The sequence below is a fragment of the Ruegeria meonggei genome (assembly GCF_900172215.1).
Taxonomy (GTDB): domain Bacteria; phylum Pseudomonadota; class Alphaproteobacteria; order Rhodobacterales; family Rhodobacteraceae; genus Ruegeria; species Ruegeria meonggei.
This window is the reverse complement of sequence record NZ_FWFP01000019.1, coordinates 1-20,858: the sequence shown is the minus strand read 5'-3', so window position 1 is coordinate 20,858 and position 20,858 is coordinate 1. Positions and strand designations below refer to the sequence as shown.

17 protein-coding genes are annotated in these 20,858 nt (G+C 54.9%); 3 read left to right on the top strand and 14 right to left on the bottom strand.

Annotation, left to right across the window (positions count from 1 at the left end; all coding sequences use genetic code 11):
* Window positions 1–52: 52 nt before the first annotated feature.
* The gene (locus tag RUM8411_RS21875) at window positions 53–1,594 is read left to right on the top strand and encodes an ankyrin repeat domain-containing protein (protein ID WP_085824856.1); all 1,542 of its coding nucleotides are present in this window, start codon (window positions 53–55) and stop codon (window positions 1,592–1,594) included.
* A 79-nt stretch (window positions 1,595–1,673) separates the two neighbouring features.
* Here the strand turns inward: RUM8411_RS21875 and RUM8411_RS21870 are convergent, their stop codons facing one another.
* Entirely contained in the window at window positions 1,674–2,705 is a 1,032-nt protein-coding gene (locus RUM8411_RS21870) for an alpha/beta hydrolase family protein (protein ID WP_085824855.1), read from the bottom strand.
* Between the two features lie 127 nt (window positions 2,706–2,832).
* On the opposite strand from RUM8411_RS21870, the gene RUM8411_RS21865 reads away from it, so the two are divergent.
* Window positions 2,833–3,927, top strand: coding sequence for a helix-turn-helix transcriptional regulator (locus RUM8411_RS21865; RefSeq protein WP_085824854.1), 1,095 nt, complete (start codon window positions 2,833–2,835; stop codon window positions 3,925–3,927).
* Between the two features lie 227 nt (window positions 3,928–4,154).
* Here RUM8411_RS21865 and RUM8411_RS21860 read toward each other — a convergent pair whose 3' ends face one another.
* The 13 genes from RUM8411_RS21860 to RUM8411_RS21800 all read right to left on the bottom strand — a co-directional run bounded on the left by RUM8411_RS21860 (window position 4,155) and on the right by RUM8411_RS21800 (window position 19,304).
* Window positions 4,155–5,327: an adenylate/guanylate cyclase domain-containing protein gene (locus RUM8411_RS21860; RefSeq protein ID WP_085824853.1), complete on the bottom strand. Its 1,173-nt coding sequence runs from the start codon at window positions 5,325–5,327 to the stop codon at window positions 4,155–4,157.
* 459 nt (window positions 5,328–5,786) lie between these two features.
* On the bottom strand, window positions 5,787–6,707 hold the full coding sequence (locus RUM8411_RS21855; RefSeq protein ID WP_085824852.1) for an SMP-30/gluconolactonase/LRE family protein: 921 nt from the start codon (window positions 6,705–6,707) through the stop codon (window positions 5,787–5,789).
* Between the two features lie 102 nt (window positions 6,708–6,809).
* Window positions 6,810–8,312, bottom strand: a complete 1,503-nt coding sequence (locus tag RUM8411_RS21850; protein WP_085824851.1) for an aldehyde dehydrogenase (NADP(+)) — start codon at window positions 8,310–8,312, stop codon at window positions 6,810–6,812.
* Window position 8,313: 1 nt separating this feature from the next.
* Window positions 8,314–9,222: a dihydrodipicolinate synthase family protein gene (locus RUM8411_RS21845; RefSeq protein ID WP_085824850.1), complete on the bottom strand. Its 909-nt coding sequence runs from the start codon at window positions 9,220–9,222 to the stop codon at window positions 8,314–8,316.
* A gap of 3 nt (window positions 9,223–9,225) precedes the next feature.
* On the bottom strand, window positions 9,226–10,401 hold the full coding sequence (locus tag RUM8411_RS21840) for an L-rhamnonate dehydratase (protein WP_085824849.1): 1,176 nt from the start codon (window positions 10,399–10,401) through the stop codon (window positions 9,226–9,228).
* 10 nt (window positions 10,402–10,411) lie between these two features.
* Window positions 10,412–11,416: a 4-hydroxythreonine-4-phosphate dehydrogenase PdxA gene (locus RUM8411_RS21835; protein WP_085824848.1), complete on the bottom strand. Its 1,005-nt coding sequence runs from the start codon at window positions 11,414–11,416 to the stop codon at window positions 10,412–10,414.
* Window positions 11,413–12,375 (bottom strand): YncE family protein, encoded by a 963-nt coding sequence (locus tag RUM8411_RS21830; protein ID WP_085824847.1) that lies wholly within the window; start codon window positions 12,373–12,375, stop codon window positions 11,413–11,415. Before RUM8411_RS21830 ends, RUM8411_RS21835 begins: the two co-directional genes overlap by 4 nt.
* A 74-nt stretch (window positions 12,376–12,449) precedes the next feature.
* Window positions 12,450–13,595, bottom strand: coding sequence for a substrate-binding domain-containing protein (locus RUM8411_RS21825; RefSeq protein ID WP_143534980.1), 1,146 nt, complete (start codon window positions 13,593–13,595; stop codon window positions 12,450–12,452).
* A gap of 85 nt (window positions 13,596–13,680) precedes the next feature.
* Window positions 13,681–14,808, bottom strand: a complete 1,128-nt coding sequence (locus tag RUM8411_RS21820; protein ID WP_085824846.1) for an ABC transporter permease — start codon at window positions 14,806–14,808, stop codon at window positions 13,681–13,683.
* Between the two features lie 11 nt (window positions 14,809–14,819).
* A complete protein-coding gene (locus tag RUM8411_RS21815; RefSeq protein WP_085824845.1) occupies window positions 14,820–15,581 on the bottom strand; it encodes an ATP-binding cassette domain-containing protein in 762 nt (253 codons plus the stop codon).
* A gap of 120 nt (window positions 15,582–15,701) precedes the next feature.
* A complete protein-coding gene (locus RUM8411_RS21810; protein WP_085824844.1) occupies window positions 15,702–16,748 on the bottom strand; it encodes a substrate-binding domain-containing protein in 1,047 nt (348 codons plus the stop codon).
* 19 nt (window positions 16,749–16,767) lie between these two features.
* Window positions 16,768–17,787, bottom strand: coding sequence for an ABC transporter permease (locus tag RUM8411_RS21805; RefSeq protein WP_085824843.1), 1,020 nt, complete (start codon window positions 17,785–17,787; stop codon window positions 16,768–16,770).
* An 11-nt stretch (window positions 17,788–17,798) separates the two neighbouring features.
* Window positions 17,799–19,304: a sugar ABC transporter ATP-binding protein gene (locus RUM8411_RS21800; RefSeq protein ID WP_085824842.1), complete on the bottom strand. Its 1,506-nt coding sequence runs from the start codon at window positions 19,302–19,304 to the stop codon at window positions 17,799–17,801.
* Window positions 19,305–19,431: 127 nt separating this feature from the next.
* Between RUM8411_RS21800 and RUM8411_RS21795 the strand changes: the two genes are divergently transcribed.
* A complete protein-coding gene (locus RUM8411_RS21795; protein ID WP_085824841.1) occupies window positions 19,432–20,481 on the top strand; it encodes a LacI family DNA-binding transcriptional regulator in 1,050 nt (349 codons plus the stop codon).
* Window positions 20,482–20,858: the final 377 nt, after the last annotated feature.

Below are 20,858 nucleotides of genomic sequence, written 5' to 3'. Positions count from 1 at the left end.
TATGTCTCATGCTCGGATCAAGCGGACCATCGAGCCAAAAGTGAGGACACCGATGACAAAATCCCTGGACCAATTGCGCCGCGATGCCAAAGCACTTCGCAAAGCTTATGAAGCACGCGAATTGCGCGCCCGTCAACGCATCGCAAACTATCCACCTCGACCGGAGGCAACAGCTCTCAGGCACTCGGACTATTTGCACGTAATTGCGCGCGAAAACAGTTTTCCGTCCTGGCCTGCCCTAAAGTTCGCGGTGGATTTGCTTGGCATGGACAAAGCCGCCAAGCGGCAGCGCCTGAAACTGGCCCTCGCTCAGGGTCACTTCACCGCAGTAAGTCAACTGCTGGCTGACGCCTCAGATCTGGCAGACGGAGATTTCGGGCTTTGTCTGGCTCTTTATCGCAGGGCGGATGTGCTGGAATTTCTCGATCAAACGCCAAAACTGGCGACGCAACTCATTGGCGATATGGCGCCTCCATTGACGATCCTTGCCCGATCCAAGTGGATTCATCATGCACCTGAGCTGTCCCAAGACATGCTTGATATCGCAAACGCACTTTTGGAAGCCGGTGCTTACATTGATCTCGGTGCACCGGTTTATTATGGCAATGACTACAAGCTATCACCGCTCTACTTCGCCATAGGCCATTCGGACAATATGGTTCTTGGGCAATGGCTGCTGGAGAACGGTGCAAATCCGAACGACGGCGAGAGCCTTTATCATTCAACCGAGCTCGGCCATCATAAGGGATTGCAACTGCTACTGGATCATGGTGCCGACCCGAAGGGGACAAACGCATTGCTGCGCGCGATGGACTTCCATGACACAACAGCTGTTCAGATGCTTCTCGACCATGGAGCTAAAGTGGATGAATTTGACGGGACGCATGTTGGCGGCGAAGCACCATGGGTCGTTCCAGCGCTACACCAGGCGGCGCGCAGGATGTCCTCGTCAGAAATGGTGGAGCTTCTTCTTAAAAACGGCGCCGATCTGAATCGGCCCTTTGAAAACACAACGCCCTATGCTTATGCGCGGGTGTTTGGAAATGTCAGTTTGGCGAGGATGCTCAAAGAGCGCGGCGCAGATACAGCCTTGAGTGAAATCGAAACGGCATTGAGTGTCGTTGCCGATGGCGTTCAGCCGCCGGGCACCCTTGACCCAGACAAGATACCTGATGCCTACCGCAATATCATCCGAATGATCTTGCACATCCCGGGAAAACTAGATCACGTTCGACGCCTGGTCGCCGCAGGAGTTGAATATGACCGTCCAGATACCGAAGGATTGACACCGGTGCAGGTTGCCGGATGGGAGGGCTTGCCAGACGTCATGGAATACCTTCTGTCGCTAAAGCCAGACCTGACACATGTGAACGGCTATGGAGGAACACTTCTATCGACAATTATTCATGGGTCGGAGAACTGCCCGCAACGATCTGACCGCAACTATACTCGGTGCCTGAGTCTGGCATTGCGGGAAGGCGTCGCTCTTCCGCGCCGTGCCTTAGAACTGGCAAGCCAGGATGCCGTATCCGAATTTTTGTCAGATTGGGCGGAACGATATCCCGAGCAAGTTGTCGACGGTGGTGTCGCATAAACTGGTTTATTCGATCATGACAGCAGGTGATGGCGAAGGCGGAAGGCCGGATTCGCCATACCATTCCGCGTTCGCAAGGTTATGAATTCGAAAAGAAATCCGTAACAGCGTCGATGATCATCTCATGCTTGATAACACGCGCTGTGCCACCATCTGAGCAGATGATCTCGTCTCCGGGTTCTTCTTTCGCCAGAAGCTCGTAGCCGCCGGGCTTGCATTGGCCGAGAAAATCGAAATGCGATAGCGTCCCGGGCTCGACGTAGCGCGAATTACTCTCTGGCAGGGCGGCTATCAGCGCGCGGGATTCAATGTCGAGCGTCAGACCTGAATTCATGATCGGCGCCCCAAAGACCAACATGGGTCGGTCGATTTGACGAAGACTCGCTTCGGAAAAGCTTTGTGTTCCGCCAAGGTCAAAAACTGCAAATGCCTTGATCCGAGGATCAGACAGATCCGCCTCCATCTGAACGCGATCCTCAGGTGTTTGCGCGATTTTCCAATCCGAAAGGATGCCACAGGCCAGCTCGTCTGGCTGAGTTTCACAAAACTGATTTAACCCAGCCGCGTCGTAGCGCGCGCCGGCCAAGGCAACGGCCGTGAACCCACCCAGAGAGTGTCCCGCCATATAGATCCTGTCTGAATCGACATATTGCGAAAAATCTGTTGCACCAGTCGCGTGGTCTATGACACGGGAAATGTCCTTTGGCCGCTCCCATAATTGCCGAGTCAGCTCGGGGTCGCGAGACCAGGTTGATGTACCAGGATGGCTGATGGCGGCCACAATGTAACCGTGTCGTGCCAACGCACCGGCAAGCCACGCCTGATTGTAAGCGTTGCCAAACATACCATGAGATAAGACAACAAGTGGGAACCGGCTGGTCACTGGCGCAGCATCTTTCACGACTTTTGTCCCCACCCACACTTCACTTTCGAAGTCGTAAGTCTCTGGTCCAGTTGCGTCTGTTGGATACCAAATAAATCCAGACAGATCGCGTTCTCCCTCAACGTCGGCGACTTTCAGTTCTGTCATTGCAGCCCGATAGGGCTGAGCAAATGCCGTGGCAGCGAACATAGCTAAGAATCCTGCAAGAAGGTAAGAAGATTGTCTCATCGAAAGCTCCGATCATCATTCAAGATAAGTCAAAGCTGAGCCGTAGGTTTATTTGAAACAATGCTTTGCACTGCCTATACCTGTCCTTGATCCTGATTGAGGACAGGTCTCGATAGAAAGAGGACAAATGGACAGCCCCGGGTTGATCAGTTTCCCCTTGCCGCTGGCTACAGCATTGCTTTGCGGTGTGCTGACCATGCTGGCCTGGCGGTTGGATCTGGGCTTTCGTCTGGCCAACATGTTGTTCTCGGCCTTCTTTGGGTTGGGCGCCTTCTCATCCCTGTTGGTCGGTCTGCGATTTGGCTACGGAGTCGAAGAGTTGATCCCGCTGCAACGCACGTTGCCCTTGTTCCTCGGGCCGCTCCTGTATCTGAGCTTTGCATCGTTGGCTGTCGAAAGACACGACGTCGCCAAGATCGTCATGATGCACCTAAGTGCGCCTTTCATTTTGATCGGGTTGTATCTGCTCCTTGCCAGTGACTTGAGAAGTCTGGATTGGGTAATCAGTGCCAGCTATTCGTATTATTGCGTCTCTCTTTTCTTACTTTGGCGGAAGGGGCCCGACGCACTGAGTCAAGCGCGGGTCGATGTCACACAGACCCTTTCCAACTGGCTTTTACGCGGCATTGGATTTCTCGTCTTTGTACTGGTTTTGGATAGCGCGATCGCAATCGACTTTGCAGTCAACAAGGGCGCCAATGCCTCAATGTTGATTTCTTACGGAACTGTTCCGTTGATCTTTCTTCTTCTTGCGACGTCAATCACGCTCCCATTGATGTTCTCCAAAGCCAACGCGGTGACAAACGCAGCGCCTGTAGCCAATACTGAAGATGCGGAAGTCGTAGAGCGACTGCAAACATTGATGGATGAACAACAGCTTTTTCTGGACCCCAACATAACCGTCCAACGACTTGCCAAGCGCCTGAGCCTTCCGGCCCGCTCTGTGTCGTCTGCTGTCAACAGAACTCAGGGAACCAACATGTCGCAGTACGTGAACGAGTTTCGTTTGGCTCATGCGGCCCGGTTGCTTACAGAGACTGATGAAAGCGTTGCCAACATCGCTTCTCAATCAGGGTTCTTGGCACGTTCCAACTTCTATCGTGCATTCCAACGGGTCTACGGACAATCGCCTATTGAGTACCGGACACTTGGCAATTCAAAAGAGAATCCACCATTCGATGACCATAATCCGCAAAATTCCGAACATTCAAACTCTGCGTAAATAACTGGTCATAAATCAATTGATGGTAATCTGCGGCCCATTCCGGACACTTAGCCCGTATCTTGGATGCTGCGGGCGCAGCCCGCATTCCAGTCATTCGCTGCATGAGCGAAACTTGGTGCTGTTCAAACTCACAGCCCGCGGGACAAATCTGCCTTTTACACTTGGTGCCCAATACCCGTTTCCTACTTGTTGCGATGCAGCCAAACAATTTGTGCGACACTGACTCAAAGTTCTCCTTCGACGAGAGAAAACAATTCGATTGGACGAGCAAGGCCACGAACTTCGTGAAACCCACAAGGGGAAAACAGATCAGGTGAAGCTCCAGCAATCGCTGATGTCGCCAGCACTCTACGGCCAATAGATTTGGTTAAACCCTCAATTCGACTGGCAACGTTCACCGCGCCCCCGAGAACCGTAAAATCAAGTCTACCAGGACTGCCGATGTTGCCATAGCTGACTTGCCCAACATTGATCCCGATCCCAAGGTCTAAAGACAGCTTTTGAGCCTCGACCCGGCGACGGTTGAGGGCAGTCAAACCGGTCAATACACTTTGTGCGGCTTGCGCGGCCTTTCGGCATCGGTCGGCGCGTTCAACCTGAGTTGTAATGGTGAAGATCGAGAGAATTCCGTCACCCATAAATTTGAGAACATCGCCACCGTTCTCTTCCACAGACTGAACAACCAGATCAAAATAACCGCTCAACGCGTCAAATACATCCTCTTCGGGTGCACTATCTGAAAGCGCCGTGAAGCCTCGTAAATCAGAAAACATAACTACTGCATCAACAGTTGTTCGTTCTCCTCGCTTGATCCGCCCGTTCCACACGGCATCGGAGGGCCCATCGCCAAGATATGTTCGTAGTAGCCCCTTAGACGATTTGCGCATCGTGACAGGTTCCAAAGCGGAAGACAGACCAGGCAGTGCTGCCTCAATCAATTCCAGATGTCGTGGTGAAAAGCCTTCTGGTTCTTGAGTGACAAATGTGCAGCCGTGCAGCGATCCATCACCATAATACAGCAGAGTCGCATAGTAATCTGTGCCACCCAGTTCAGCGAACTCAAGATACGATGAATGCTCATTCTCTGGATCCAGTTGCCGTAGACTTTTGTGAAGTGGCTTTCTGTGCTCCAGAATGTATTCAAATGAGCTGCCAACATACCCGTCTGTCAACATCGTCTCATGTGTTACGTCGTAGCTTTCGGTCCCATCAGGTGTCCAAACTACCCCCCAGGCAATTAGTAGCGGATTCGCGAAGCGCTGGCCGATATTGACCCGCCAGAGCGGCACACCCGCCTCAATTAAAGACGAGCAGAAATGAGAAACTACTATTACGGGGTCACCTGAGCGGCGTCCTTCGGTAATCATCCAGTCGGTCAGTTGTGCTACAGAGCCCATCGTCCTAAACTAGGCGCTTTAACAATGTGATAAAAGGAACTTGGCTCTATGTTGAGCTGTATAATTCCAATGTGTTTCTCAACGTGCCTGGGTCACTATATTCAGTCTGCGGTTTTGAAGGGGCGTGTTCCTGCTACTCGCCAATAACACGCTGTTAAGAATGCCCTTGGCGAGCTGGGTTCGACCAAATGCAAACGCAACACCAGTTTCGTGCGGCGATGGCGGGTTTCGGCTCTGACCGGTCGTTCTCTGCGGATCGCATCGAATAGCGGTAAGAGCCCGAACTCCGTCCGTTTCAGCAGTTCATCCAACTGGCAAGATAGTCAGCTCATTAGCTCCACCTATGTGGCCCTCAAGGCGACAAGGTACCACGGTCGGAATTCGCAACACTGCTTTCGCCGGAATGCAGATATCAGTTTTGGCTATGTCCTTGTATTCCAGTTCTAGAAAAGAACCCTGCTACAGGCCGTTTACGTTCAAATAGACAGCGTATAGCGAACTGGTACCCGCAGCAAAGAGCCGGTTTAACTTAGTGCCACCGAAGCACACATTTCCAACAATCTCGGGAGTGTGAACCTTTCCGATCAACTCTCCATTTGAGTTGAGGCAGTGAACTCCATCTGCAGCAGAGCTCCAAATACGACCCTCACGATCCGGCCTGAAGCCATCGAACACACCATTGGTGCATGAAGCAAAAACGTCGCCACCTGTCATGCTTTTTCCATCGGTCGAAACTGAAAAACTACGTAAATGGGCAGGACCATCCGGGTCGTGTGTAGCGCCGGTATCCGAGACGAAAAGTTTGGTCTCGTCCGGAGAAAAAGCCAATCCATTGGGTTTGACAAAATCGGTCGCGACCGCTGAAACCTCCCGCGTGTCTGGATCTATGCGATACACATGGCAACCGTCGATTTCACTTTCGGCACGTTCGCCTTCGTAGTCCATCATGATTCCATAGGATGGATCAGTGAACCAGATCGATCCATCCGATTTGACAACGACATCATTTGGCGAGTTTAGACGTTTGCCCAGCCAGGAATCCGCCAAAACAGTGATCGATCCATCGTGGTTCGTGCGCGTAACCCGTCGGGTCAGGTGTTCACAGGATACTAAGCGCCCCTGACGGTCTATCGTATTGCCGTTGGTGTTGTTTGATGGCTGACGAAACACAGAAACAGACCCGTCTGTATCGTCCCAGCGCAACAGGCGATTGTTGGGAATATCTGACCATACAAGATAGCGCCCGGCTGCGAACCAAGCCGGCCCTTCAGACCAGCGTGCACCGGTCCACAACCTTTCGACCCGAGCGTGGCCAATGAAACAGGCTTCGAACTCCTTGTCGATCACTTCAAATCCCGTGCCTTCTAGAACGCCAAACATCAATCAGTTCCTTTTCTTGTCACGCCGCCCGGTTTGACCGTGGCCACCGGCCCTCGCCAATCGATTTCCAGGATGACCCCGGTCTGGACTCCGCAGCTCGCCTCAAACCTTTAGTTCATCAGGCAGCAGTGCATCCGGCATGTTTTGATAGCTGACGGGACGCAGCCAGCGGGCGATACCCAATGTCCCGACCGAAGTAGCCCGCACATCAGTACTAGCCGGATAAGGCCCGCCATGCATCATGGCAGAACAAACTTCGACACCCGTGGGGAAGCCATTGGCCAGCAAACGACCCGCCTTTTCTTCAAGGATCGGCATCAACGTCCTTCCGATTAAAGCGTCTTCGTCATTCATATGGAGGGTGATAGTCAATTGACCTTCCAGACACTCTGCCAGCGCCCGCATCTGATCCAAGTCATCGCATTGAACGATGATGCCCGCCGCGCCAAAAACCTCGTGCTGCAGCTTGGGGTTAGCAATCCATTCAACCGCGCTGACCCTGAACAGCGCCGGCAGGGCTGCGCGTTTGCCAGACGCAGCCCCACAGGAGGTGACCTCAATCATCAACTCCCGGAAATCCCGGATACCCTGCTCATAGGCATCATGGATGCCATCGGTCAGCATCTTTTGCTCTGCCGTTTCATTCAGCGATGTGACGCAGGCGGTTTCCAGCACGTCGGCAAATGGTCCTTTCAGCATAACCGCCACACCTGGATTGGTACAGAACTGTCCAGCACCCATCGTCAGCGACGCCGCCCAACCTGTGCCGATCTCCGCAGCGCGCGCAGCCATCGCTTCGGGTAGGCAAAACATCGGGTTGACCGAGCCTAGTTCGCCATAAAACGGGATTGGCTGCGGGCGCGCATGACACAGATTGTACAGCGCACGTCCTCCCGCCAGCGAACCGGTAAAACCCACGGCGGTAATCTCGGGGTGCTTAACAAGGGCCGAGCCAACTTCTCGCCCTGAACCTTGCACAATCTGGAAAGTGCCCGAGGGCATTTCGCAAATTTCAATTGCCTTGGCGATAGCGTGCGCAACCAACTCGGCGGTACCCGCGTGGGCACTGTGGCCCTTGACGATCACCGGGCACCCCGCGGCCAGGGCCGACGCCGTGTCGCCCCCCGCTGTCGAAAAGGCGAGCGGGAAATTCGACGCACCAAAGACAGCCACGGGGCCGATTGCTTTGTGCGTCAGGCGCAGATCAGGACGGGGGAGTGGCGTCCGATCAGGTAGCGCGCCGTCTTTACGGATATCAAGATATCCTGTCTCTTCAATCAAATCTGCGAACATGCGCAGCTGACCGGTTGTGCGGCCACGTTCGCCCATCAGCCGCGCCTCAGGCAAGCCGGTTTCGGCCATTCCAGTTTGGGTGATTTCGTCGCCCAGGACATCCATCTGATCTGCGATGTTGCGTAAGAACGTGGCGCGTTCAGCGCGTGATTTTCCCGAGTATGCGCGGAAATCACGACGGGCCACGCGGCAGGCCTCATCAACTTGCGCAGCTGTAGCCTGCGCAAAGCCCTGCCCAGCCAGATCGTCCGAAGTACGCAGGTTGTCGGACCCAACCCAGTTGCCGTCGATCAGGTTTTTTCCAAGGATCATCTTATTTTCCCCATTTCAGGACCAGCGGGTCCAACGGTTTCAAAAGGTCTATCAAACGGTCGCGAATGGCCGGCTGCAGCGGGTCAATCGGATGACGGCAGAATTCAGATTTGATCACCCCACCCTCGACCATCGCCGCCTTGCAGGACTGCCAACCGCATTGACGGTTTTCATGATTGATCACCATCGCCACACGCCCATAGGCTGCTGTCGCCTCACCGATGCGGCCAGCGTGGTGATGGGTAATCACCGGCTTGATCTGATCGACGATCATGCCCGATGTCATCGAGCCGCTCGCACCCGCGTCCAGATCAGCCAACAGGGTGATGCCCTCTTCGCCGTCAAACGGCCCTTCAATTGCGTCACCACCTGCCGCGATCAGCGCCCGCAGTTTGTTGGCTGCACGGGGACATTCGATCTTGAACAGTTTCACCATGTCGATTTGTTGCGCCATTTGCACCAGCAACGGCACGGGCAGATCGACACCCGACAATGGCGCGTCCTGCACCATGATCGGGATGCCTACTTCGCCCACGGCGGCAAATTGATCAAAGGTCTGCAGCGCGTTCCCTTTCAAAAGCGCCCCGTGATAAGGCGGCATCATCATCACGATGTCGGCACCAAGATCTTTGGCGAACTGAGCACGCTCAACTGCGATTTGAGTGGCGAAATGGCTGATTGTCACGATCATCGGCACACGCCCGGCGACATGTTCAAGACTCAGCCGGGTCAGGATTGCGCGCTCTTCGTCCGAGATCAGGAACTGTTCAGAGAAATTCGCCAGAACGCAAACACCATCCGCGCCCTGATCGATCAGGCAATCCAAAACACGTTTCATCCCGTCGAGATCAAGCGAGCCATCTTCAAGAAACGGTGTCGGTGCAACGGGCCAGATACCGGTATATGTCATGAGTTACTCCGTTACCTCGAAATGCTTCAGGTGCTTATCGGAGATTTCGATTCCCAGACCCGGCTTGTCGTCATCCAGATCGATAAAACCGTCGACTGCATCAGGGTCACCTTCGAAGATGTAATAAAACAGCTCATTGCCGACCTCGACATCGAAGACCGGGAAATACTCGCTAATCATGCAATTCGCGTTGGCCATGGTCAGATGGTAGTTGTGCATCTGACCCGCGTGCGGGATCACCGGTACCTGATGGGCCTCGGCGATGGCGTTGATCTTTTGCGCAGCCGTGATACCACCGACCCGGTTGGTGTCGTATTGCAGGACGGAGACAGCCTTTTTCTCGATCAGGTCCTTGCACCCGATGATCGAAAACTCATGCTCACCCCCCGAGATCGGTATGATGTTCATCGCATTCAGCTCGCGGTAACCTTCCACATCGTCGGCGATAACCGGTTCTTCCAGCCAGCGCGGTTCATATTTAACCAGCTTGGGCAGCATCCGTTTTGCATAGTCCAGATTCCAACCCATATAGCATTCGACCATCAGATCGACGTCATAGCCGATGACCTCACGCACTGCCTCGACCCGGTTGAGGTTCTCGCGCATGCCAACCATGCCGTCCTTGGGCCCCCAGCCAAATCGCATCTTATAGGCGCTGTAGCCGTTCTTTTGCGCTTCAGCGGCTTCAGCCTGCATCACGTCGATGGGGCCGGAATAGAGCTTGGAATAATAGACAGGGATTTTCTCTTTGGTGCGCCCGCCCAGCAGTTTGAAAACGGGCTTACCTGCCAGCTTGCCCATCAGGTCCCAGATCGCCAGATCTACGGCTGAAATTGCGATCATCCCGATGCCCTTGCGCCCCCAGGCATGGCTGCGGCGGTACATCTTTTCCCACAGGTACGCGTAATCAAAGGGATCTTCACCGATCACCAGAGGGGCGAACCATTCGTCAATTGCTGCTTTCACCACAGATGGTGCTAAAGCCGCGTTACCTATACCGATTGTGCCGTCGTCGGTTTCGATCTCGCAGGTCAGCCACTGGTGGAACCGAAAGGACGACATGGCGTCGCCCTTGTCATATAGCGCGTCTGACGCGTTGGTGCAGAAGTTGCCCGTGGGTGGCACGGTGGGCCCAGTCCAGTTCCAGACGCGGGTGCGCACGGATTTAATCTTGGTCATCTCAATCTCCTCAGACCACGCCACGATTGGCGCGATGTGTTCTGGCCATCCGCACCAGCAGATCAAACGCCTGCCGTGTGGCGCTTGGGTTAGCCTTGTTCTGTCCGGCAATGTCAAAAGCGGTACCATGGGCCGGGGTCGCCACTGGGATGGGCAACCCACCGGCTACGGTCACACCGCGCTCAAACCCCATCAGCTTAATCGCGATTTGGCCTTGATCGTGATACATGGTGACGACTGCGTCCACCTCGCCCCGCTGTGCCTTCAAAAACACTGTGTCCGAAGGCCAAGGCCCGGTCACGTTCATCTGTTTTTGCTGTGCCTTGCGGATGGCTGGTTCCAGGATGTCGATTTCTTCCCGACCGAACTTGCCATTGTCACCGGCATGAGGATTCAACGCTGCAACGGCGATGTTGGGCCGCGCCTTACCTGCCTTCAACAAGGTATCGTTGGCCAGATTAACCGCCTTCAATATCCCCTCTTCAGTGATGTTGACGGCAACATCTTTGAGCCCGATATGAGAGGTCACGCGTGTGGTCATCAGCTCATCCAGAACATTAAGTTCCGAGTGATAGCCGTCATGCCCCATGTACCGCGCCATATAGCGGTGCTCATCCTCGGCATTCAGCCCGGCAACCGTCATCGCGGCCTTGTTGAAAGGGCCAAACAGGATGCCGTCCACTTGCCCCGCCATCGCCAAATCCATTGCCTTGTCTAGACAACGCAGGGATGTGGTTCCGCCTTCGACGGTCACTTCGGCGATCTTCACATCCTCGGGCGCAATCGTATCTAGCTCAAGATGGGTTAAACCGCCCTGACCAGACACGTCGGTCACCGTGTTCAGTGGCACGTCCAGACCGGCCTGTGCCCCGCCGCGTTGCCACAGGTGGCCGTCACCAACCAATACGATATCGGCTGCTTCCTGTACGCCATCCTGTTGCAGCAGTTTGGCGATCAGTTCCGGCCCGATCCCAGACGGGTCGCCGGGAACAATGGCGATACGAGGTTTAGTCATGCCGCACCCTTCCAGTGTTTTGAGAATCCATCGGGCAGTATGACCATCACATCCGGCTCCTTGCCGGTATCAAAGGTTTGAACCACCTCGAATGTATCAAGGTTGAACCGCTGTACTTGCTCGCAATCGATCGCGATGTAGGCGAATGCTGCTTCGTCATCGATGCACAGCGCCAAGGGGTTCGCTGGCGTTTTCTGGTCGTGCAGCATCTCACCTGTCGTTTCGTCAAAAACAGAAAACGACCCGCCGAGATGGTTCATCGTCACCAGACGATTACGCTTTTCGTCATAGTAGATGCGGCAAGGGTCATCCGGGGTTGGAAAGGTCCGCTCGATCTCAAGCGTGTCGGTGTTGATCACCGCAACCGTGTTGGAGATCCGTTGCGAGGTGTAAAGCGTATGAATATCTTCGCGCAGGCACCGCCCTTCGGGTTTTTGCCCGGTCTTGATAGAGATCGGCACAACAGATGCGTCATACGGGTTGAACACCGTTGCATCGCCCGAACTCAGGTTCATCGAATAGGCGGTGCGTCCGTCCTTGGTCAGCGCGAATAGATGGCACTTGGTGCCGCCAGTCGGGGTGATGTGATCCCAGCCCTGATCGAAGGCGCGCGGGTTTTCTTTGACCAGCAGATGCCCGGTCCATTCAGATAGAACGTACAGCCGTCCCTGCCCGTCTAGCCCGATCCCATGTGGGCGGGCGTGTTCGCCCAGATCATAGGTGTGCACAATCTCTTGCTTGCGGATATCGACCACGATGACCGACCGGCCATCGGTGCCGTCAATGCCCGAGTTCTGCACACCGTAGTGACCGACATAGGCATAGTGAAAATCACCATCGATCACGAATTCATGTGGGAAATGTGGTAAATCCAAACGCCCCTGCAAGGCACCCGTGTCAATGTCATACCAGCTTACGCAATGGCTGCATTTTTCGATCAACATCATGGATTGCGCCATTCGATTTCCCTCCTTCTTTGGTCTTTTAGGGGTGCTTGTGGCCAGCTATTCGCAACCGGCCACAAACGGTTTCCTTAACGTTCCAACGCACCAACGCCTGAGAAGCGGAAGGCTTCCTGTTCCAGTGCGTCAAGCTCTTCGGTGCTCATCTGGTCATGCGCCACAGTGATCCGGCCAAGGAAGACAAACGGCAGCTCGTCCTGACGGTCTTCCATATGCGCCTTGATCGCCTCGGCAGTGGCGGCACCTACATCGTCGCCCATGCGCATTGGCGTGGCGTCCAGCTCGCCGCGGCGGATGGCATCCAGCTCAAGGCCTGTACCGCCCCAGCCGGTCGAGAAGACGTCTTTCTCTTTGCCGACCGAAACCTGCGCTTCGACCGAACCCATCGCCATAGCTGTGTTGGCGTTGTGGATGATCGTGGCCTCTGGATACGCCTGCAGGATCAGGCTGGTGCCCTCAAACCCACCTTCGCGCTGGTATTCACCGTAATGTTCATAAACGGTGTTCCAGTTGCCTTTCTCTTCTACACAGGCTTTGAAATCGCCCGAGCGCTGATCATCAGTGATGCCCGGAATGCCGCGATTCATCGCCATGGTCACATCATTGCCCAAGCGTTCCAGCATGTAGTCGCACATGGTCAGTGCACCCGCGGCCGAGCTGAAGTCGAACCATGCATCCGGCTGGTTTTCCAGAGCCTTTGGCGGCGTGTGAAAGGCCCAGACGAAAGTAGAAAACCCATCGCTGCCCGACATCTTGTCGATGTTGTCTGCCTGAATGGCCAATTCCGATGGGCCAAATATGACGAAATCATATAGATCCGCGTCCTGAACCACCTGATTGGCATAGGTCGACTGCAGGCTGTGTTCGATCTGCCGGCTGGCAAATTCAGTTGTCTCGTATACAATCCCCAACTCGTCCAGGCGTTTGGTCATCGCCAGATAGTTACGTGCCCAGAAGTCCGACGTATCCGCCGACGGATAGATCAGCGCAATTTGCACCGGCCCGTCCTGCGCACCCGAGTATTTTATCGCCTCGGCACCGGTCATGGCTTGCAACGCTTCCAGCTTGCCGTCGGCATTCACTTCACCCGGTACCCAGTAGTCGCGGTCTGCGATACCCGGCAGCTCTTTCAATGGCAGGTTGCCTTCCGCCAAGGCAGCAGCAGCACACAGGTAAAATGCGCTTGTCGTCAGTAAGGCTTTGTTCAATTGTTTCACGGTAAGTCCTCCCTTTCGCGAACATTGTGGGGTCTTGCAGGTGCGTCGGGACTCCTACCTCCCGGCGCACCACTTTTTATCTGCCTTAGCCGCTTGGCGTAGGCTCGGTTGCCAGACCCGCCCCAAGGGCCAGCAACAGGATCAGTGCGCCTATCAGCGCAGCCGAGAACCGCAGCAGCTTCTGCGCCTCCTTGCTGCGCAGCGCGGCCATCAGGCCATGCGCACCGTCCCGGTCTTTCTTTTGCATCCAGGTGTACAGCGCCACGGAGCTGACAATAACCGCGCCCGAGGCGACGGATTGCCAGAAAAACTCGATCCGCAAGGTCACCAAAGCGTTGATCATCATCGACAGAAGCAACACGCCTGCCAGCGAACCCAGCATCGACGCCCGTCCCCCAAACAGGGATGTTCCACCAACAACAACCGCCGCAATGACGTGCAGATTGAAATACGGGGCCGAAGTCGCCTGAATAGCGTTCAGCTTGCCGGTCAGCATGACACCTGCCATTGCCGCTGCAGCACCCATCAGCACATAGGCATAGATTTTATGACGATCGACTGCGACGCCGGTCATCTCACTGGCTTCGGGGTTGGATCCGATTGCAATGGTGTAACGCCCGAAATAGGTGCGGGTCAGTACAACATAACCAATGGCCATGCTGAGCAATCCCAAGACAACAGGGATCGGGATAAAGCCCTGAATCTGTCCGCGCCCAATATCTGTAATCAGGTCGGGAAAGCGCGCCAATACCAGGCCTTTGGCAATCACCAGGGCAAGACCGCGATAGACCAAGTCCATCGCCAGCGTACCGATCAGGTCCGGCACTTTAAACCGGGTTATGACCAAACCATTGATCAGGCCCATGATGGCCCCCATCACGATGGCTAGCGGCACTGCGACCCATGCGGGAAAGCCGTATTGCTTGATCAGAAAGGCCATCATGATGGCGGAAAATGCCGCGATTGAGCCAATCGACAGGTCAATTCCGCGCTGCGTTATGACAAAGGTCATCGCCATCGCCATTGGCATGTATAGCGCCGCATCCAGCAGGATAAGGTTCAGGTTGCTCAGGCGGAAATACCGAGCAGGTTCGACGATGCCCATGAAGATGAGGATCGCAAGGATCATGACCATGGGACCGATAAAGGCCAGATAAGGCTCTAACCGGTCCATGAGGGTTTTTTGTTCAGGGTTTGTCGTGGTCGCGGACATTTCGTTCTCCTTCACGCGGCCGCATCTTGGGCACCGACAATCAGGCCCAAAACGTCTTGAACGGAGCTTTCCGAAGTTTTGACAACACCAACGGCACGGCCGCGGCGTTGTACATGAATGCGGTCCGATACCTCGAACACATCGTCCAGCGAGTGCGAGATCAAGATCACCGCCAACCCCTGCTCGCGCAGGGATTTGATCAGCTTCAGAGTGCGGGCCGTTTCCTGCGGACCCAACGCCGCAGTGGGTTCATCCATCACCAGCAGACGCAGGTCTTCGTGGTAAACCGCGCGCGAAATCGCGACGGCCTGCCGCTGCCCGCCAGATAGGCTTTCGGTCATTACGTCCATTGACCGAAGACGAACGCCCAATCGTTCTTCCAAAACGCGCGCGGCCTCGGATTTCATGCGCTTGTTGTCCAAAAAAGCCATACCGAAAAAGTTCTTGGTCAATTCATTACCCAAAAACATGTTAGCCGCAGGTGACAGATGGTCCGCCAAAGCAAGCGTTTGATATACCGCGTCGATCCCGTGCGCGATCGCGTCTGAGTGGCTGGACATTTCCAGCGGCTGGCCGTCCATCAATATCCGTCCTTCGGTCGGCTGATGCACCCCAGTCAGAATTTTGATCAGTGTGGATTTTCCCGCGCCGTTGTCACCAACGATGGCCAGAACCTCACCCGGATATGCGGTCAGATCAACATCCTGCAGCGCTGTTACACCGCCGAAGCGCTTAGTAATTCCTCGCATTTGAACCAATGGCTGGTCGCTCATGGCATCCTCCTCTGCGCAAAGCTCCGCCATGGCGATCGATGGACCGCAAAATTGGCATTGCAATGTGCTATCCTTGTCGACGGCGGCTCCTACCGCAGTGGATGGGAACCGCCGGTGTTTCTATTTACCCCAGATCTTTGCGTAGGCGTCGCGATACGGGCTGTCGGGGTCGAACTGGTTGCTGTCGCCCAGCTTGGCCAAACCGTCCTCGGTCACCAGTGCTGGTGACGTGATAAAGCCCGAGCAGGCTTCGCCCTGAATGGCGCGGTTCAGCTCATCCACCAGCTGCCAGCCTTGCAAGTTTAACGGTTCGGCCACGGTGATGGTCTGATAACTGCCGCCGCGGATACGTTGGAACGCGGCCTCGGAGCCATCCCCGGCAGATCCGGCCTGGGGGCCATCATCGGACGAGATGCCAGCAGCCGCCAGCGCGGGACCCATGAAGTCGAAATAGAGATCATTGATCGCCAAAGCGTGCGTCCACTGATCGCCATATTTCTGCAACAGGCTTGTGGTCAGGGGACCCATCCGCGCCGAAGTATCGGCAATCGGAGTATCCACGTATTCCAAAACAGTGCCGCCTGCAGCCTCGATCGTTTCCTTGATGCGGTCGGCCTTGTCGATGGCGATCTGATAGGTCGAATCCGTGAAGATAATTGCACCGACGTTGTCACCGCCATCTTCCATCGCCCATTCCGCAGCCACCTCGGACACGGTCATCGCATCAGTAGAGACATTGGCAAAGATCCCACCGGGTGCGTCACAGCCGATCTTGGGGCCCGAATGCCACGCGACCATCGGAATTCCCGCGTTCACAACACCTTCCAGCGCTGCTTGCTGTTCGATGGCGTCAAAACCGTTGATGATGATCCCATCCGGCTGCAGGGCCATTGCCTGACCTATTGCGCCTGTACGGCCCTGAATTGAACCTGCGCCGTCCAGCACGCGAACCTCCCAGCCGATAGTTTCGACGGCCTCTTCGACACCATTGGTGACGCCAAGAATACCGCCGTTTTTTAGATCACCTGCAACGACGACAATCGACTTGCCTTCGGCGGCTGTGGGTCCGCTTGCTGGTCCGTCAAAGGCCGTCTCAGCCATGACCGGCACACCCAGGCCCGTTAGCAAGGCCGCGGCGGATACCGCCATAAAAGTCCGTTTCAGCATAATCTCCTCCCTTATGCTTTTACTTGTTGGCGCCTTTGCGACGCTGAGCATAACCGGCAATACCGATTGCGATCAGCAACGTGACACCGTTGAACATCGGCTCGACCCAGAAGGATCCACCGAATTGCTGAATGCCCGAGATTCCAACAGCCAGGATCGCGACACCCACGACTGTCCCCCAAACATTCACGCGTCCCGGCTTGATGGTGGTGGACCCCAAGAAGGCCCCGACCAAAGCAGGTAGCAGGAATTCAAGACCGACCGAGGCTTGCCCGATCCGCAATTTCGACGCCAGAAGCACCCCGGCAAAGGCAGTGATCAGGCCCGAAGACATAAAGGCGCCAATCACGAATTTCCTTGTCGGAATTCCGTTCAACTGGGCGGCACGCTGATTGGCCCCAATCGCATAGAGGTACCGACCAATTGGCGTGTATTCCAGGATCAGCCACATCGCGACAGTGATCCCCAGCACATAGAACCCGGTGATCGGTAGGCCGAACACAAAGGTGCCGTTGATCGCATAAAAACTGTCCGGCAAGGCCCCGACCATCTGGCGACCACCTGTGTGCCATAGCGCAAGCGCGTAGAGCACGGTGCCCGTACCCAATGTGGCAATGAAGCTGTCGATTTTAGCGACTTCAACCAACAACCCATTCAGGAAGCCGGTCAACAGACCCAGGGACAACACAATCGCGACGGCAATCGGCCAGGGGATACCAAACATGGTTTGCAATGAGATCGCCAGAATATGCCACAGCACGATCCCGTACCCAACTGTCAGGTCGATCCGGCCCGCCGCCATCGGGATCATCGCCCCAAGCGACAGCAGTGCAATTATTGCCTTGTCCGAAATGATCGCCCGCATGTTTAAAAGCGTCGGAAAAGTATTCGGCAACAGTATCGAAAACAGGACGATCAGAAATACGGTCAACAGTACAAGCCCATAAACCGGCAGAAAGCGCAGAACCCGGGTTTTGAGCGACGCATCTTTCAGCTCGGCTTTTGTGGGTTCCAGTGCGTTGGATTCAAGCGATTGCATTTTTGTATTCCCTAACTCGCAACTGCGTTCGATGCCGAGGCTGCCTGTATGAGGTTCTCAGTCGTCAATTCGGTACCTGTCAGTTCCTGCACGATTTGGCCCTGACTAAAGACAATGGCGCGGTGACAAATGGCGGCGACTTCTTCGAAGTCGGTTGAAACTACGATGATGCCCACACCGTCTTCCATCGCCCGGTTCAGCAAAGCATAGATTTCCGCCTTGGCACCAACATCAACGCCCGCGGTTGGATCCTCGCAGATCAACAATTTGCGCTTTGTCTCCAACCAGCGCCCGATCACGACCTTCTGCTGATTTCCTCCGGAAAGACTTTCAATCGTCATACTTTGATCATTCGGCGACAACGCTACATCCGCGCCGATGCGGGCGGCGCTTTCAGCTTCTGAACGGTGGCTCATGAAAGACAACAATGTCCGCCCGATGGCCGCAGGATTCAGGAACGTGTTTTCCCGGATCGTCAGCGACATTGCCACCGACTCCTCAGTTCTATCCCTGGCAACCAGCCCGATACCGGACGCCATCGCCGCTTGCGGTGACGTCAAATCCGGTATCTCGCCGCGCAGGACGATTTGCCCGTCAAACACTTCAGCGCCGAACAATGCGCGCGAGACATTTTCGTGCCCGGCGCCGCGCAAACCCACCAGACCTACAATCTCGTTGGATTGCAGCTGGAAACTGACGTTATGCGCCGCGTCCATGTTCAAATCAGTAACTTGTAGAACGATCTCTCCCAGCGGGGTGTCCGGTTTAATCACCTGCCGGGTTTTCCGCCCGACGATCATGTACACAAGCTCTTCCGGTGTTGTGTGATCAATGCTGCGCAGACCGACCAGTTCCCCATCACGCAAAACAGCTACGCGGTCCGCAATCTGAAAGATCTCATCCAACCGGTGCGAGACATAAATCATGCCCACGCCCTGTTCCTTCAGTGGGCGCAGGGCTTCGAACAAACGTTCAACCTCATCGGCAGGCAACGACGCGGTGGGTTCATCCAAAACCAGATAATCGCAATCCACAGCCAACGCCCGCGCAATGGCGACAAGCGATTTTTCGGTACGCGAAAGATCCTGAACGCGGGTCGTCGGGTCGAACTCGCATCCGACCTTGTCCAACGCCTGTTGCGCGAACTCATCTACTGTCGTCCAGTTGATCAGCCCTTTCTTGCGCGAATACCCCAAGGCTAAAGCAATGTTTTCGGCCACAGTCATCCATTCAATCATACCCAGATCTTGGTGGATAAAGGCAACTGACTGGCGCTCTCCAAAACCACCTGGGCGGTGTTCGTACGGGTGGCCGTCGATCAGGACCCGACCATCGTCCGCTTTATGGATGCCACCGAGTATCTTGATGAGGGTGGATTTACCGGCGCCGTTTTCACCCAACAAAGCAACGATTTCACCGCGTTCAATATTCAGGGAGACATCGCGCAGGGCATAGGTGCCTCCGAAATGCTTTTTTATCCCGTCAAAGAACAGATTGTTTTGTGCAGTGCCGGGCACTGTAGCCTCCTCCCAGATCGCGGTAACCCTGCTGCTCCTCAACAACGTATTGAGTTACCCGTAACGTTACGCTAGCATTCTCGCAGGCCACACGGATGTCAATAAAAAAGAGTTACCCGTAACGTAAATGAGCAGCGATCCGGATAAACCTAATAAAAACAACAAAATAAGCTTGGCCGAAGTAGCCAAGGCTGCGGGCGTTTCCAAGATGACCGCCAGCCGAGTCTTACGGGATGGAGGCGGTTTTTCGGAAAAGACACGTGCCAAGGTCATGGCCGAGGTGGATCGCCTAGGGTATCTGCCGAATCGTTTGGCGACTGTGTTTGCGGGCGACAAAAAGTCTACATTTGTCGGCGTCAGTATCCCGGAATTGGGCAATGAAATCTTTGCTCAGGTGCTTGAAGGCATTGATCGCAAGTTAGGTGCCTTTGGCCACCAGACGGTATTGGGTCTGACCGAGCACGAAATCGACCACGAAGAAAAATGGATTGAAACGGTTTTGTCCTGGCAGCCGGCCGGATTGATTGTCACGGGTCGTTCACACAGCCCGAAAGCCATTCAAATGCTGCGTAGCGCAGGCATCCCTTTGGTTGAGATCTGGGACTTCAATTCCAGCCCGCTCGATATGTGCGTTGGCCTGAACCACTTTGACAGCGGTTATAGCATGGGCCGCTATCTTGCAGGAATGGAATACCGGAAGTTTGGGTATGTTGGCACGTCGCATGACGTTGCCAATGCGGCAACGGCTCGGCTAAACGGCTTTTCCAAGGCCATCGAAGACGCAAATGGCCGACTCGAAAAGCAGCTCTTGCTAAGAGATACACCCGGTTTCTACACCGGATTTTATGGAACCGAGCAGCTTTTGGCTGCCCACCGAGATATTGAAACCATTTTCTATCAAAACGACAACATGGCCATTGGCGGCCTGCAATACGCGCAAAAGATCGGCCTGCGCGTACCAGAAGATATCGGTATCGCAGGATGGGGAGACCTGCCTATTTCAGCCATTCAGCCATATCGCTTGACTTCCATTGCAGTGCCACATCTGAAAATCGGTCAAATCGCAGCAGAAATGGTTTTGGCGCAGATAAATGGAGAGCCAGTGAAATCCGCTAAAGACGTAGGGTTCAGGCTCATTCCTGGCAGCACAGTCAAAAAACCTAGAACCAACGCGTAGCGCATTTTTCAGTCGTTAGTTTGAGGTACGTGCGGCTCATTCCGGACCTTGGCGAGGTAGTCAAGGGCCGCGCTGCAGCATACACCAGACCGGACTTTCGCTGCAGGTGCATGATTTAGGTACCTTCTAACCCACACATCGCGGACAAAATTAGCTTTCGCTGCGCTTGCACCAATGTCCGTTTTTTCTGGTATTCATGGCCCAGTTTCTTTGCAAAACCCACGTCCAAAATATCTAAAACTCGTCAAATTCCGGGACATTGCCAAGCCGAATGAGGAAACTTGGCGACCCGACTTCGCCACTGTTCGGATCCTCACTGACCATGTAGGCGTCGGCGCCAGCGCAATCGTCGGATTGCGCTTCTCTTTCTGCTCTGT